This is a genomic window from Pseudomonas sp. SWRI179 (genome assembly GCF_014268705.1).
GTDB lineage: Bacteria > Pseudomonadota > Gammaproteobacteria > Pseudomonadales > Pseudomonadaceae > Aquipseudomonas > Aquipseudomonas zanjanensis.
Genome location: NZ_JABWRA010000011.1, coordinates 100,909 through 115,108 on the forward strand (window position 1 = coordinate 100,909; position 14,200 = coordinate 115,108).

Consider the following 14,200-nt stretch of genomic DNA (forward strand, 5'->3'; position numbering starts at 1 on the left):
CAGGCTCGCTCCCACATTGGATACTCAGTGCACACAAATCTTGTGCCCGGCCCCAAATCCCTGTGGGAGTGAGCCTGCTCGCGAAGGCGGCGTGTCACTTTGCGGTGATGTTAGATGGGATGGCCTCATCGCGAGCAAGCCCGCTCCCACAGGGTTATGCGGCGTATGGGCATTTTTGTGGCTGCCGAAAATCCATGTGGGAGCGAGCCTGCTCGCGAAGGCGGTGGTTCAGTCACCTGGATTCACGCAGCAAGCTCCCCTCCTAAGCGGCTGGCCGACGCATCGCCAGGATGGCCGCGCCGAAGCCGATGAAGGTCGAGCCGACGAGCCGGCTGATCCACACGGAAAATTCGGGCCGTCTCAACACGCCTTTGGCCTGGGCGGCAATGGCTGCATACAGGCTCAAGGACACCAGCGACAAGCCGGCGAATATCGATGTCAGAATCAGGAACTGCGGCAGCAGCGCGGCGCTCTGGTCGATGAATTGCGGGAACAGGGCGGTGAAGAACATCGTCGCCTTTGGGTTGGTGATGGCCGTCAGGAACGCCGACTTGTACAGTTTTGAACGCGATGGCTTGCGGGTCGTGCCATCCACTTGCATATCCGGCGCGAGTATCGGGCTCTTCTTGAACAACTGCTTGGCACCCAGGTAGAACAGATAACCGGCCCCCAGGACTTTCACTGCATTGAACAGCCATTCGGAGCTGGCGAGCAACGCGCCGAGGCCCAGCATGGCGGCGGCCGACAGGCAGAACAGCCCGCTGGCGTTGCCCACCGATGACCACACCGCGTAGCGCGGGCCGTAGGCCAGGCTGTTATTGATCGCCATCAAGGTGGCAGGTCCAGGGCTGGCGATGGCGATGGCCGCGACCAGGGTAAAGGCGAGAATCGAGTGCAGTTCCATTGTTCACATTCGCGACTGATTGACAGGGTGAGCATCCTACAGGAGAACCTGGCGTCGCCGCTCCAGTCTTCCAACATGCCCTATAGGTCATCCGCCATCGGTGCTACAGTCCAGCCTTTCAGGGAGAGCGAGCGTCATGCGGATCGTAATAATGACTTTGATCATGGCGCTGCTGGCAGGCTGTGCGACGGCCAACGAAACCTTTGGCATGGGGCAACTCTGCGGCCGCCAGCCATACTGCGGTGCGGCCACCGATATCGAGATCATCAAGGGCGCGACGAACGACAACGACGTTTACTCACGCGCGCTGGCGCCGTTTGCAATCATTGACCTGCCTTTCAGTATCGTCGCCGATACGTTGATCCTGCCCTATACGATTTTTCATATGAGGCCTGCCGAGGAGTAGGCGCATTGTCCCGTGCACAGGGCAGCCATACGGCATTTTGGATGACGACCACCGCCTACAGAGTTCGCGAGGACGCACATGATCGACGGTTCCGCTGTCTTGACAGTTTTTTTGGTCTACCTGGCCGGTGTGGTGATTCCTGGGCCGAATTTTGTCGCGGTAGTCCATAAGGCGGTGGCTGCTACACGGTCTGAAGCGCTGGCCCTGGTCGGGGGAATCGTACTGGTCAACCTGTTCTGGTCTACCTGCGCGATTGCGGGCCTCGGGGTTGTATTCGCTGCACTCCCCTGGGCTGCGCTGTTGATAAAGGTCCTGGGGGCAGCCTACCTGATGTGGTTCGGGCTGCGCCTGCTGATCAATGCGGGCAAGCATGCGCCTGGCCTGCTAAACGATGCCGTCGCCGGTAGTTGCCGCCAGTCCTTTATCCAGGGTGTGGTGACCAACATCGGCAACCCCAAGTCCATGGCGTTTTATGCCGCTGTTTTCTCAGCCGCAGCGCCCGCCCACGTGTCGCCAGGCACGTTTTTGTCGATGCTGGCCGTGGTCGTGGTGGTTTCAATGGCCTGGTATGGAATGGTCGCCCTTGCTCTTTCCCAGCCCAGGATTGCGTGCGCCTATCAAGGGAGGAGAAAAGCAATTGATCGACTGTGCGGTGGTTTGATTCTGTCTCTAGGGATTCGCCAGTTGGCTTAGTCTGCTCTCAAGTGAACAGGGTGATCGCGCCTGTCAGCAGCGACAACCCAGAACCCTGGGGTTGATATCGCGGCGTGGTCGGGCACTGCCTCCAGTCGCGCAACGGCTGTTCGACTCGCGGGTGGCGATCGGGAAGTAGTGCCCTGCGCTGTTCAAACCCCGGCGACGGCCTCGCGAACGAAGTCTTCGTAGGTCCGCAACGGGCGTCCGAGGATCGCCTGTAACCGTTCCACGGTTCCTTCAGCGGCTTGCATGCCAAACGTCTGGATGCCAGCCATCATCAGGCGCATGTCATAAGCCAACCACGCGGGACCGTACGCGGCCAATTGCGCTTCGAAGGCGGCCACATCGTCACCGCCATAGGCGACTTCGCGACCCAGGGCGGCACTCCAGATCTTCGCCACGGCGGCACCGGTCAGTACTTGCGGGCCGACCAGGTCCAGGGTGATCCGATCCAGGGCCGAAGGCGCCCTGTCGCGGCGTAGCAGCTCGGCGACGGCGATGTCGGCGATGTCGCGGGCATCGATCATCGACACGCCCACCGAGCCGATCGGCATCGGGTACACCGAATAGTCCCGGATCGTCTGCTGGACCATCGATTCGTTCTGCATGAAGTAAGCCGGCCGCAGGATGGTCGCCGGGATGTCGAGGCTTTCGATCATGCGCTCGACCGTGTGCTTGCCGGTGAAGTGCGGCACATAGGTGAACTTGTCGGCATGGATCACCGACAGGTAGACGATGCGCTCGATGCCGGCTTCGCGAGCGAGGTTCAAGGTGATGAGGGCTTGCGTCACCTCGTCGGGGGTCACGGCGTTGAGCAGGAACAGCGTCCGTGCCGACGCCAGTGCATTGCGCAACGAAGGGACGTCGGTGAGGTCGGCAACGACTTCAGCGACGCCCGCCGGGAACGTGCCTTTGCCGGGCTGGCGCACGAGGGCTTTGACCTCGGCGCCTGCGCCGGCGAGGCGTTGAACGATGAGTGATCCGAGGGTGCCCGTGGCGCCGGTAACGAGAATGCTCATTTTGAATCTCCTGCAAAAGGGTAGGTGAGTCAGAGTCCGCAACGGCCTTGTCGGTCCGTGGCGATGGACAAACGATATTGTGTTGCAGGAGTAAAACGAAGACGCCAGGATGTAGACACTCCGTTGCATAAGTGGAACACCATGAACCTGAACGCGTTGACCGATTTCACCCTCGTGGCCACCAACGAAGGGTTGGGCAAGGCCAGCCGTGCCAGCGGCATATCCAAGGCCACCTTGTCGCGTCGTATCGCCGACCTTGAGGAACAATTGGGGGTCCGGCTGATCGAGCGCAGCGCCCGCGGCCTGAAGCTCACCGAGGCCGGCGCGCTGCTGCTGGCCCGGGCCGAGGGGCCATTGGCCGAGGTGGCGGAAGCCATGGCGGCGGCGAAGGAGGGCGTCTCGACGCCGCGCGGACGCTTGCGTGTCGCTGCCCCGGTCCTGTTCTCGCAGCTCGCGATGGGACGCATCGGCGCCGAGTTTTGCGCGGCCTATCCTGACGTCACGATCGAGGCCATTGCCGAGGACCGTGTGGTTGATCTCGTCGAGGAACAATTTGACGTGGCGATCCGGATCAACCCGAGCCCGGACAGCGATCTGGTCGGCCGCTGCTTCGCCAAGGACCGGCTGGTCGTCGTGGCTGCGCCTGAAGTACCCAAGCCTGCGCCCGGCGCTCTCCGTTCGGTTCCCGGCATTGTGGTGTCGAGTTTCGAGCCTGCCCATTGGACACTCGATGGCGGTCACCTGGTCCTGGAGCCGATCCCCAGGCTGCGTTTCTCTTCGTTCCTGATGATCCGCGACGCGGCCATCGCCGGTGGTGGGGCGGCTCTTCTCCCACAGTCGATCGCCTGGAACCCGTTGGCCAGTGGCGAGTTGGTCCAGTGGGGCACGGTAACGGGCAAGGAAGCCGAACTCTGGGTCCTGCACACGTCCCGGCGGCTGGCTGCGCCGAAGGTGCGGGCCTTTGTCGATTTCATGTGTGCCAGGTACCCGGACCTGTCGCTGGTGTTGCAGGGATAAAAGCGCTCACGTTGGGTTGTTGGCCATGAGCCTCACCCTGTGACAGTCGGTCGGGCCGAGTTTCTGGCCACTTGAGGAACGAACCTCCATCGGCATGAGGGCCTGGCCGGAGGCGTTGTCCAGCAGCACGGAGCGCGTTTCTCCCGGCTCGAACAGGAAGCGTTCACCCCATTGCCGCAGGCTCACCACCACCGGAAAGATCTCCCGTCCTTTCTCTGTCAGGACGTATTCCTTGTAGGCGCTTCCATCCGAGGCGGGGCGAACGTCGAACACGCCGACCTCGACCAAGGCTTTGAGCCTCGATGCCAGGATGTTCTTGGCCACGCCCAGGCTTTTCTGGAATTCACTGAAGCGGCGGATGTCGTCGAAGGCGTCGCGGATGATCATCAGCGACCAACGATCGCCAATCACGCCGAGTGTCCTGGCGACCGGGCATTCGTTGTTTTGCGTTGAAGCGGTTTCCATTTTTTGACCCTTTGGAAAGCAATGCCAAGTTGGCCGGCATTTGTGGTTGCAAATAAAAACCTGATCGGGCAACAATTCAATCGGGTTTTTAATTGAAACTAGTTTAGCGCCAAGGAGACATGCATGACAGCAGAGGCCGATGGTTTCACCTCGCAGTCTTCGGACAACCAGCGTGGCGAGGGAGCTTGCTCCCGCTTGAGTGCGAAGCGCTCACAAGAGGGGCCGCTTCGCAGCCCAGCGGGAGCAAGCTCCCTCGCCACGGGTTCCTTGAGTACGCAGCAGTGCCCAGGCCTTTCGCCGTCGCTCACGTTACTGTTCTCCGTGACCTGCGCACTGGCCGTCGCCAACGTCTACTTTGCCCAGCCCTTGCTCGCGTCGATGGCCGAGAGTCTGGGCGTCGCTTCAGGGTTGATCGGGGTCGTGGTGACGGCCACCCAGGTGGGTTACGCGCTGGGGTTGCTGTTCATCGTCCCGCTGGGGGACAAGGTCGACCGTAAACGGTTGGTGTTCGCCCAATTGGTGTTGTCTGCGATTGTGCTGGCGGCCGTCGGCGCAGCCCAGCATTGGTTGGCGTTGCTGGGCGCCCTGATTGTGATGGGGCTGCTGGCGGTGGTCGTCCAGGTGCTGGTGGCCTATGCCGCCGCGCTGTCCTCGCCCTCCCAACGGGGACAGGCCGTGGGAACCGTCACCAGTAGCGTCGTCCTGGGGATTCTCCTGGCGCGGTTCATCTCTGGAGTGATCGCCGATCTGGCGGGCTGGCGCGGGGTTTATTTCGTTTCCTCGGGCTTGATGCTGATCATCGCAGCGGTGTTCTGGGCCGTGGTGCCTGCCGCCGTGTCGCCCCGCAACCGGGAGCCCTATCTGGCGCTCATCCGTTCGCTGTTCATGCTGTTCGTGACCGAGCCGATGCTACGGACCAGGGGGCTGCTGGCCTTGCTGGTCTTTGCCGCTTTTTCGGTGTTATGGACGGCCATGGTGCTGCCGTTGAGCGCCGCGCCGCTGGCGCTTTCCCACACCACCATCGGCCTGTTTGGCCTGGCTGGCGTCGCAGGAGCCCTGGCGGCGAGAAGCGCCGGACGTTGGGCTGACCAAGGTTTTGGACAACGGGTGACCGGCTGGTCCCTGGGGCTTCTGGCGCTTTCCTGGCTGCCCATCGCGTTGACCGAGACCTCCCTGATTGCGCTGGTCTGCGGTGTAGTGTTGCTCGACTTCGCGGTGCAAGCCGTGCACGTCACCAACCAGAGCCTGATTTTCGCTGCACGGCCTGACGCCCAAAGCCGCATGGTCGGCGCCTACATGTTTTTCTACTCGGTGGGCAGTGCACTGGGCGCGATTGCCGCGACCCAGGTCTATGCGCTGTGGGGCTGGATGGCGGTCAGCCTGCTGGGCGCCTCGATCAGCCTCGCCGCGCTGGTGGTGTGGCGGCTCTCGCTTCATTGCGGCCACTGTTCAAGCAGGATCGAGACGAATTTCTCCGCGGCCGGGGAGAGCGATGCGCCCCGGCGGTAGACCAGGCCCAGCGAGCGGTTTACCACTGGCTCGATCAGCGGCACGCTGACCAGCGTTGGATGGTCCCCGGCCGGCATCGCCAGGCTGGGCATCGCCGACACGCCCAGGCCAGCCTCCACCAGTCCCAATGACGTGGACAAGTGCTGTACTTCGTAAAACCACTGGGGGCGCCAGCTCAGGCCCGACAGCGCGTGGTCCAGCAGCATGCGGTTGCCGCTCAGGCGGCCAACGCCGATCAACCGGTAATCGCTGAGTTCCGACCAGGTGACCGCGCTGCGTTCAGCCAACTCATGGTCGCGCCGGCAGGCCAGCACAAAGGGTTCGTTGACCAGGGGCACGAACTCGATGTCCGGGTGCTGGCCGCTCATCATGTTGATGCCGAAATCGGCTTCGCCGCGCAACACCGCTTCGAGCCCTTCATTGGCGCTGAGGTCGAGCAGGCGGATGCGGATTTTCGGGTAGCGCTCGTTGTAGAGGCGGATCACCGAAGGCAGGAAATAGAACGCCGCCGTGGGGATGCAGGCCAAGGTCACCCGGCCGATCTGTCGCTCCGCCAGCTCGCGGATATTGAGGATCGAGTCGTCGAAATCATCCAGCAGGCGTCGCGCCTTGGGCAGGAAGTCACGACCGACGCTCGTCAGGCTGACCTTGCGGGTGGTGCGATCGAGCAAAGCGGTCCCCAAGCCTTCCTCGAGTTTTTTCATCCGCCGGCTCAAGGCGGGTTGGGACAGGTGCAATGCATCGGCGGCCTCGTGGAAACTGCCCAGTTCAGCGATTTTCACGAAAGATCGTATGTCCTGCAGTTCATATTCCATGTTTTCTCTCGCTGGGGAAGGGCGGTGGGCCCTGGGCGAATCCTAGAATGATTCTTTTGTGAAACGCAATAATGGCGACGATATTTGCATTGGAAACACTTTTTAAACCCTGCCACTCTTGTGTCCAGAACATCAATTATCCAGATTGATCAACAAGAGTTAATGTTCATGAAGCGAATTCCTTGTGTGCTGATGCGCGGCGGTACGTCAAAAGGCCCGGTGTTTCTCGCCTGGGATCTGCCGGTCGCCATCGCCGAACGTGACGAGCTGCTGATCAACCTGATGGGCTCCGGCCACGAACTGGAAATCGACGGCATCGGCGGCGGCAGCCCACAGACCAGCAAGGTGGCGATCGTCAGCCCATCGCTGCACCCGGAAGCCGACGTCGATTATCTGTTCGTTCAAGTCATGGTTTCCCAGCGTCGGGTCGACACCGCGCCCAACTGCGGCAACATGCTCTGCGCCGTCGGCCCGTTCGCCATCGAGCAGGGGCTGGTCAAGGCTACCGGCGAGCTGACCCGGGTGCGCATTCGCAATCTCAATACCGGGACTTTCGTGAATTCCGACGTGCAAACCCCGAAAGGCAAGGTCAGCTACGAAGGCGACACCGCCATCGATGGCGTGCCCGGCACGGCCGCCCCGGTGCAACTGACCTTCCTCGATGCCGCGGGCAGCAAGACGGGGAAGCTCTTCCCGACCGGGCAACCCCTGGACATGATCGACGGCATTGCGGTGACCTGCATCGACATGGCGATGCCGATGCTGATCGTCGAGGCCAGCCAACTGGGCAAGCGCGGTGACGAAGGCCCCGCTGAACTGGACGCCGACAAGGCCTTCATGCAGCGCCTGGAATCCTTGCGGCTCAAAGCCGGCCGGGCGATGGGCCTGGGTGACGTCAGCGACATGGTGATCCCCAAGCCAGTCCTGGTGTCGCCGGCCAAGTCTGGCGGGACCCTCCAGGTGCGCTACTTCATGCCCCACAGCTGTCACCGCGCCTTGGCAATCACCGGCTCCATCGGCCTGGCGACGGCTTGCGTGACCCACGGCAGTGTCGCGGCCAACCTGATCGGTGGCGGCAGCGAGCCTCGTTTGGAGCAGGTTCGCATCGAGCACCCTAGCGGCGGTATCGATGTCGTGTTGTCCTACACCGGCGAAACGGGTGAGACCATTCGAGCCTCGGTAGTACGCACCGCCCGCCGCCTTTTTTCAGGTTTTGTATACGCCACGGTTTCCCGGCGCCTGGCCGGCTAGCCAGGCAGACCTCGTCATTGCATCAGCGACTCAATAACAACAAGAGATCTGACATATGCTCGCTTTACTTGGCTTGGCCATGGTGGTGGTCTTCACCTTCCTGATAATGACCAAACGGCTGTCGCCCATCGTCGCCCTGACGGTGGTGCCGATCGTCTTTGCCGTGCTTGGCGGCTTTGGCGGGACCACCGGCAAGATGATGCTGGATGGCCTGAAGATGGTCGCGCCGTCAGCGGCACTGCTGTTGTTCGCGATCCTGTTTTTCGGCCTGATGATCGACGCCGGTCTGTTCGACCCGCTGATCCGCAAGATCCTCAAGCGGGTCAATGGCGACCCGATGAAAATCGCCGTGGGCACTGCGCTGCTGTCGCTGTTGGTGGCGCTGGACGGTGACGGCACGACGACGTACATGATCACCTGTGCCGCGATGCTGCCGCTGTATAAGCGCATCGGCATGAACCCGATGATCCTGGCGACCGTTTCCATGCTCTCCTTGAGCATCATGAGCGGCATGACCCCTTGGGGCGGCCCGGCGACCCGTGCCATCGCAGCCCTGGGCCTGGATGCCGGTGAGTACTTCGTGCCGTTGCTGCCGACCATGATCGGTGGGGCCGCATGGGTGGTGTTCACGGCGTTCCTGTTGGGCCGTGCCGAGCGCAAGCGCATCGGCAATGTCCAGCTGCAAAGCGGCGGTGGTAATTGCTACATCAACGCGATCATGGAAGACACGCCACACAAACGTCCGAAACTGGCCTACGTCAACCTGCTGTTGGTGGTCGCGGTGATGGTCGCGCTGGTGATGGGGCTCATGCACTCGGCGATCCTGTTCCTGATCGGTTTTGTCCTGGCGCTGATGATCAACTATCCGCAGCTGGATATTCAGAAGGAACGCATTCTCGCCCATTCGGGCAACGCCATGACCGTGGTCCTGCTGGTGTTTGCCGCGGGCATTTTCGCCGGGATTTTCTCCGGGACGAAGATGGTCGATGCGTTGGCACAAACCCTGGTGGACTGGATTCCGCCGTCCTGGGGCCATCTGTTCCCGTTGGTGGTGGCGATTACCAGCATGCCGCTGACGTTCGTGTTGTCCAACGATGCCTACTACTTCGGTGTCGTGCCGATCCTGGCCAACGCCGCGGCGGCCTACGGGATCGATCCGGTGGAAATTGCCCGGGCGTCCATTCTTGGCCAGCCGGTGCACCTGATGAGTCCGCTGGTGGCCTCGACCCTGTTGCTGGTGGGCATGGTCGACCGCGACCTGGGCGACTTTCAGAAAGCCACCATCAAATGGGCGGTGCTCACCTCCCTGGTCATTACTGCATTGGCCCTGCTGACCGGGGCGCTGACGCTGTTTTCCTGATTCATCCGCCGCACTTTTAGCTGCCTGCCTGACACGCCCCGCAAGGGGGTGTGCGCCGGCCTGCACGCCCAATAACAACAACGAGTAGCTCGACATGACCACTTTGCTTACCCGCGGGGCTTTGTTTCCACTCCTTGGCCTGTTGCCCCTGGCCTCGGCCAGCGCCGAAGGTTTCATCGACGACAGCAAGCTCAAGCTGCAATTGCGCAACGTCTATTTCAACGAAAATTTCCGCGATGAGCACGGCATGAGCGCACGGGCGGCGAGGACGGCCAAGAGTGAGCGCACCGAATGGGCCCAGGGTTTCCTGCTGGATTACCAGTCAGGCTTTACGCCGGGCACGATCGGTTTCGGCGTCGATGCCCTGGGCCTGCTCGGGGTCAAGCTCGACTCCGGGCGCGGCCGCAGCGGCACCGGCCTGCTACCGGTGCATGACGACGGTCGCGCCGCCGACGAGTTCGCCAGCGCGGGCATGACCGCCAAGGCCCGGTTCGCGAAGACCACGCTCAAGCACGGCACCTTGCTGCCCAAGACCCCAGTGCTGATCTACAACGATGCGCGGCTGTTGCCCCAGACCTACCAAGGCACACAGATCAGCAGCAGTGACATCGATAACCTCACCCTCACCGGCGGGCATCTGGAGCGTTTCAAACTGCGGGATTCGAGCGACAGCATGCCCATCGTGCCCGACGGCTACGGCGGCGATGAGTCCGGTGACTTCAGCTATGCCGGCGCCGACTACAAGCTGGGTAAAAATATCCGCCTGAGCTACTTCTATGGCGAGCTGGAGAATTTCTATCGACAGAATTTTGCTGGTATCCAGCATGATCTGCCCTTGGGTGCCGGGGTACTGACCAGCGACCTGCGCTATTTCAACAGCGTCGATTCGGGTTCGGCCTACGGCGGCAAGATCGACAACGACATGCTCAGCGGGTCGCTGTCCTACGCCGTTGTCGGCCATACGTTGAGTGCCGGTTACCAGACCCTCAGCGGTGAGGCGGGCCTGCCTTACATCAGTGGCGCCACGGTGTATTCCTTCAGTAACGTCGGGATCGGCAAGTTCATCGAGGAAGACGAGAAGACCTGGATGCTCGGTTACGGCTACGACTTCGCGCGCCTCGGTGTGCCGGGCCTGACATTCTCCACCCGCTACCTGAGCGGTAACGACGGCAAGTCCAACACCACGGTCAAAGAGTGGGAACGTGACGCGGAGATCGCGTACGTGGTGCAGCAGGGCACGTTCAAGGGGCTGGGGGTGAAGGTGCGAAACTACGTCTATCGCTCGGACTTTTCCCGGGGGCGTGACAGCAACCGGATCTACTTCACCTACGACATCGCGCTTTGGTAGGGCGTGCAGTTCACTTAAGAAACAATGACGGACCTGTGGCGAGGGAGCTTGCTCCCGCTCGGCTCTGTAGGAGCTGGCGAAGCCTGCGATCTTTTGATCTTTTGATCTTTCGCTTGAGATTCAAGTGCTTTGGAAAGATCGCAGCCTCGCTTCGCTCGTCAGCTCCTACAGGTCCAGCGGGAGCAATCTCTGGCCACGGTTTTCTCAGTGGCCTCGGGTTCATCACGGTGGCTCGGTTCGATGCTTTGCGACATCATGGCGCCAATCATCTTTGGGCAAAGCCCTCGTCGAGGCCGCTGTGGATCGAAACCAAGACCGACGCAACAACCTTTCCCTGGATGGCCTGAATTTTTTCCTCGCGGATGTCCGCGATGGTTTGGGCCCATACCTGGCGATCTACCTGTTGGCGGTGCATCGCTGGGACGCGGCCAGCATCGGCGTGGTGATGACGGTGGCGGCGATGGCCGGGCTCGTTGCCCAGGCGCCGGCTGGCGCGTTGATCGACCGGGTGCGCAGCAAACGTGCCGTGGTGGCCGTGGCGGCCTTGGTGGTGACGCTCGGTTGCCTGGTGTTGCCGTTCACGTCGTCCTTCGGCCTGGTGGCGTTGACCCAGCCACTCGGCGCGGTGGCGGCGTCGGTCTTCGCGCCGGCGATCGCGGCGATTTCCCTGGGCATTACCGGCGCCAAGGCCTTTACCCGGCGCACCGGGCGCAACGAAACATTCAACCACGCCGGCAATGCCTGCGCAGCGCTGCTGGCGGGTGGGTTCGCCTGGCTGTTCGGTCCCATCGCGGTGTTTTACCTGATGGCCGCCATGGCCTTGGCCAGCATCGTGGCGGTCAGTTGCGTGTCCGCCGAGGCCATCGACCATGACGTGGCCCGAGGGCTGGAGGCGGGGCAGGTGGTCCACGGCCCGGTACCTTCGGCGCTGCGGGTCTTGCTGGATAACCGCACGCTGCTGTTATTCGCCATGTGCTGCGGGCTGTTCCACCTGGCGAACGCGGCGATGCTCCCGCTGGTCAGCCAGAAGCTCGCCCAGGCCAACGTGCACCTGGCCACGCCGCTGACGTCGGCCTGTATCGTTGCGGCGCAGCTGGTCATGGTGCCCATGGCGTGGCTGGTGGGGGTCAAGGCCGACGCCTGGGGCCGCAAGCCGTTGTTGCTGGCCGGCTTCCTGATCCTGCCCATCCGCGGTGTGCTGTATGTGCTTTCGGACGACCCCTATTGGTTGGTGGCGGTGCAACTGCTGGACGGTATCGGTGCCGGACTGTTTGGCGCGCTGTTTCCTCTGGTGGTCAAGGACCTGACCCAGGGCACCGGGCGTTTCAACGTCAGCCTCGGGGTGTTGTCGACGGTGTTCGGGCTGGGCGCCGCGTTGAGCAACAGCCTGGCCGGCTTCGTGGTGCAGGGGGCTGGCTACAGCGCTGCATTCCTGACCCTGGCAGCGATTGCCGCCTTGGCGTTCGGCCTGTTGCTGGCGATGCCCGAGACTTTCCGGCCAAGCCGCGCTCCACAGCCCGGCACGCTTGCGGTGCCTGACGGCGGGATTGCCTGAGGCCGCGTATCACCCCTGTGTGGGAGTGAGCTTGGCCCAGTCAAAGTGGATGCAAGCTGACCCACCGCTTTCGCGAGCAAGCCCGCTCCCACAGGAGGACTTGCTTACCACAGGGGAAATCGAAACGCCCGGCAATCAGAGTCTGGGTACCGGCCGTTCCACCACGCTCCAATAGGACGACGTGTCGATGAGGCTCAAGACGCGCCCTTGTTCCATGTCCTGGTTCAGCACACCCCGGGTCAGATCGCCGGCCAACCAACTCGCCGTATTGGCGGCCAGTACTCGGCCCTCGGCATTGAGCAACAGTGCTTCATTGCTGACTCTCATCAGGCTGCGAACGAGCAAAGGTTCCAACGAGTGCAGTGAGATGTCGGCGGCGGCGACGCCAATGAAGCGATCATCGAAAAAAATCGGCACGGAAAAGGCGACGATGTACTGCTCGGTGCCGTACAAGTCGACGAAAGGACCGTCTATGGAAGGCTGGCGAGTCTGCTGCGGACGGGTGTACCACGGCATGTGCAAGTAATCGTAGAAACGATCGCTACGGCTATCGAGATTCAGCTGCAAAGGCTGGATGTGTTCGTTCTGGGTCCGGCACCACCACTGCAGGTGCATCTCGCAATCTTCCAGTTCACCGGGGGCGAAGACCACGCCGGCGCCATGAAACTTGAGGCTTTCGGAATCGAGAATCTGCCGGACGCCAGCCAGCAATGGCTTGAGGTCGCGTTGATTGGGTCGCTTGGTCTTGCTCCGTTGCCGTTCCCAAATGCTCGATACCTGGGCGCCCAGGTTGTTGAGACCCTTGAAGACGTTACCAATGGAAGCGTTGATCAACGTTGCGCATTGGGATAACCCATTTGCTGACATTTCGTTATCCATGGCTCTAACTCATGCCTCGGAAGGGACAGTGCGGTGTTTGCTGGCGACACGAACAGGCTGTCGGGCGGTGTTTGGAGTCAGTTGTTCAGCAAGTTCTGTTCCAGTCATCAGGCATCCTGCGCCATCTGCTGCAAGCGTATGGCGGTCAAGCGCCGGACGCCGCGAGCGACATGGGCTTCGGCCAGGGCCCCGGCCAGATTGGCATCGTTCGCAATAATGGCCTCCAGAATCGCCCGGTGTTCCCGCTCGATCACTTGGGGATCCGGTTGCTCATCAAATGGCAACCATAACAACTCCCCCAGTTCCGCCTGCAAGCGGGCCTCGCTGTGGGTCAGCCGCACCGACTGCGATGCCACGGCAATTTCGATGTGGAATCTGGCGTCGGCACGTCGGCGCTCCAGCCGTTCTTGTGCCTTGGCCAGCGCATCGATGTAGCCACCCAGCCGCGCATGTTGCTCAGGGCCGGCACGTTGGGCTGCCAAGCGAGCGGCAGCGCCGGAAATGGCTGCGTGCTCGTCGGCCAGGTCACGCAATTCAAGCGTGCTCATTTCACGCAATTGGTCGAACAAGGCTTGATCGGTGGTTTGTGGGGCGGCGCAGATAAAGCTGCCGCCGTTGCGCCCACGGCGGGTTTCGATGACCCCGCGTTCTCGCAAGGCAGCCAACGCATCGCGCAGGGTGACCGTGGCGACGCCGAGTTGGGTGGCCAGGGTACTTTCGCTGGGGAGCTGTTCACCTTCGACCAGCAACCCCAGGTCAATCATTTCAACCAGGCGGCGGGTGACCGATTCCGTTTTCCCTTCCTGATTGAGGCGTATGAGGCTCGATGTAGGACTCATGGTCGTTTCATTCATTGGCGGCGTCGTCGACGCCTGGACTCAAAAAATTCTATTTCATAGTTCAAAGGCATTTTCAGGGGCCATTGGCGCGGAATTCTAGGGATGAAAAGGCGTTGAAGTCAAAACAACCTGGCTGA

Annotated in this window: 14 protein-coding genes; 8 read left to right on the forward strand and 6 right to left on the reverse strand. The window is 61.8% G+C overall.

Going from position 1 to position 14,200, the window contains the following annotated elements; genetic code table 11:
• Positions 1–262: 262 nt before the first annotated feature.
• A complete protein-coding gene (locus HU767_RS08830; protein WP_186729303.1) occupies positions 263–904 on the reverse strand; it encodes a LysE family translocator in 642 nt (213 codons plus the stop codon).
• 151 nt (positions 905–1,055) lie between these two features.
• Here HU767_RS08830 and HU767_RS08835 point away from each other — a divergent pair, with 151 nt between their 5' ends.
• The gene (locus HU767_RS08835) at positions 1,056–1,310 is read left to right on the forward strand and encodes a YceK/YidQ family lipoprotein (RefSeq protein WP_225917585.1); all 255 of its coding nucleotides are present in this window, start codon (positions 1,056–1,058) and stop codon (positions 1,308–1,310) included.
• Between the two features lie 78 nt (positions 1,311–1,388).
• Positions 1,389–2,003 (forward strand): LysE family translocator, encoded by a 615-nt coding sequence (locus tag HU767_RS08840; protein WP_186729304.1) that lies wholly within the window; start codon positions 1,389–1,391, stop codon positions 2,001–2,003.
• Positions 2,004–2,155: 152 nt separating this feature from the next.
• Here the strand turns inward: HU767_RS08840 and HU767_RS08845 are convergent, their stop codons facing one another.
• The gene (locus HU767_RS08845; protein ID WP_186729305.1) at positions 2,156–3,025 is read right to left on the reverse strand and encodes an NmrA family NAD(P)-binding protein; all 870 of its coding nucleotides are present in this window, start codon (positions 3,023–3,025) and stop codon (positions 2,156–2,158) included.
• 141 nt (positions 3,026–3,166) lie between these two features.
• On the opposite strand from HU767_RS08845, the gene HU767_RS08850 reads away from it, so the two are divergent.
• On the forward strand, positions 3,167–4,042 hold the full coding sequence (locus tag HU767_RS08850; protein ID WP_186729330.1) for a LysR family transcriptional regulator: 876 nt from the start codon (positions 3,167–3,169) through the stop codon (positions 4,040–4,042).
• Between the two features lie 6 nt (positions 4,043–4,048).
• On the opposite strand, the gene HU767_RS08855 is transcribed toward HU767_RS08850, so the two are convergent.
• A complete protein-coding gene (locus tag HU767_RS08855; protein ID WP_186729306.1) occupies positions 4,049–4,507 on the reverse strand; it encodes a helix-turn-helix domain-containing protein in 459 nt (152 codons plus the stop codon).
• A gap of 267 nt (positions 4,508–4,774) precedes the next feature.
• Between HU767_RS08855 and HU767_RS08860 the strand changes: the two genes are divergently transcribed.
• A complete protein-coding gene (locus HU767_RS08860) occupies positions 4,775–6,016 on the forward strand; it encodes an MFS transporter (protein WP_186729307.1) in 1,242 nt (413 codons plus the stop codon).
• Here the strand turns inward: HU767_RS08860 and HU767_RS08865 are convergent.
• Positions 5,941–6,831: a LysR family transcriptional regulator gene (locus HU767_RS08865; protein WP_003200706.1), complete on the reverse strand. Its 891-nt coding sequence runs from the start codon at positions 6,829–6,831 to the stop codon at positions 5,941–5,943. The two genes, HU767_RS08860 and HU767_RS08865, sit on opposite strands and share 76 nt — an antisense overlap.
• A 168-nt stretch (positions 6,832–6,999) precedes the next feature.
• Between HU767_RS08865 and HU767_RS08870 the strand changes: the two genes are divergently transcribed.
• The 4 genes from HU767_RS08870 (at position 7,000) to HU767_RS08885 (ending at position 12,345) form a co-directional block, all read left to right on the forward strand.
• Positions 7,000–8,082 carry a 4-oxalomesaconate tautomerase gene (locus HU767_RS08870; protein ID WP_186729308.1) on the forward strand — a complete coding sequence of 361 codons (1,083 nt, stop codon included), beginning with the start codon at positions 7,000–7,002 and terminating at the stop codon, positions 8,080–8,082.
• 55 nt (positions 8,083–8,137) lie between these two features.
• Positions 8,138–9,442 (forward strand): citrate:proton symporter, encoded by a 1,305-nt coding sequence (locus HU767_RS08875; protein ID WP_186705833.1) that lies wholly within the window; start codon positions 8,138–8,140, stop codon positions 9,440–9,442.
• A gap of 94 nt (positions 9,443–9,536) precedes the next feature.
• Positions 9,537–10,790: an OprD family porin gene (locus tag HU767_RS08880; protein WP_186729309.1), complete on the forward strand. Its 1,254-nt coding sequence runs from the start codon at positions 9,537–9,539 to the stop codon at positions 10,788–10,790.
• A gap of 298 nt (positions 10,791–11,088) precedes the next feature.
• Complete coding sequence (locus HU767_RS08885; RefSeq protein WP_186729310.1) at positions 11,089–12,345, forward strand: MFS transporter; 1,257 nt, start codon at positions 11,089–11,091, stop codon at positions 12,343–12,345.
• Between the two features lie 135 nt (positions 12,346–12,480).
• On the opposite strand, the gene HU767_RS08890 is transcribed toward HU767_RS08885, so the two are convergent.
• Both HU767_RS08890 and HU767_RS08895 read right to left on the reverse strand, forming a co-directional pair.
• Positions 12,481–13,224, reverse strand: coding sequence for a histidine kinase (locus HU767_RS08890; RefSeq protein ID WP_186729311.1), 744 nt, complete (start codon positions 13,222–13,224; stop codon positions 12,481–12,483).
• Positions 13,225–13,331: 107 nt separating this feature from the next.
• The gene (locus HU767_RS08895; protein WP_186705837.1) at positions 13,332–14,063 is read right to left on the reverse strand and encodes an FCD domain-containing protein; all 732 of its coding nucleotides are present in this window, start codon (positions 14,061–14,063) and stop codon (positions 13,332–13,334) included.
• Positions 14,064–14,200: the final 137 nt, after the last annotated feature.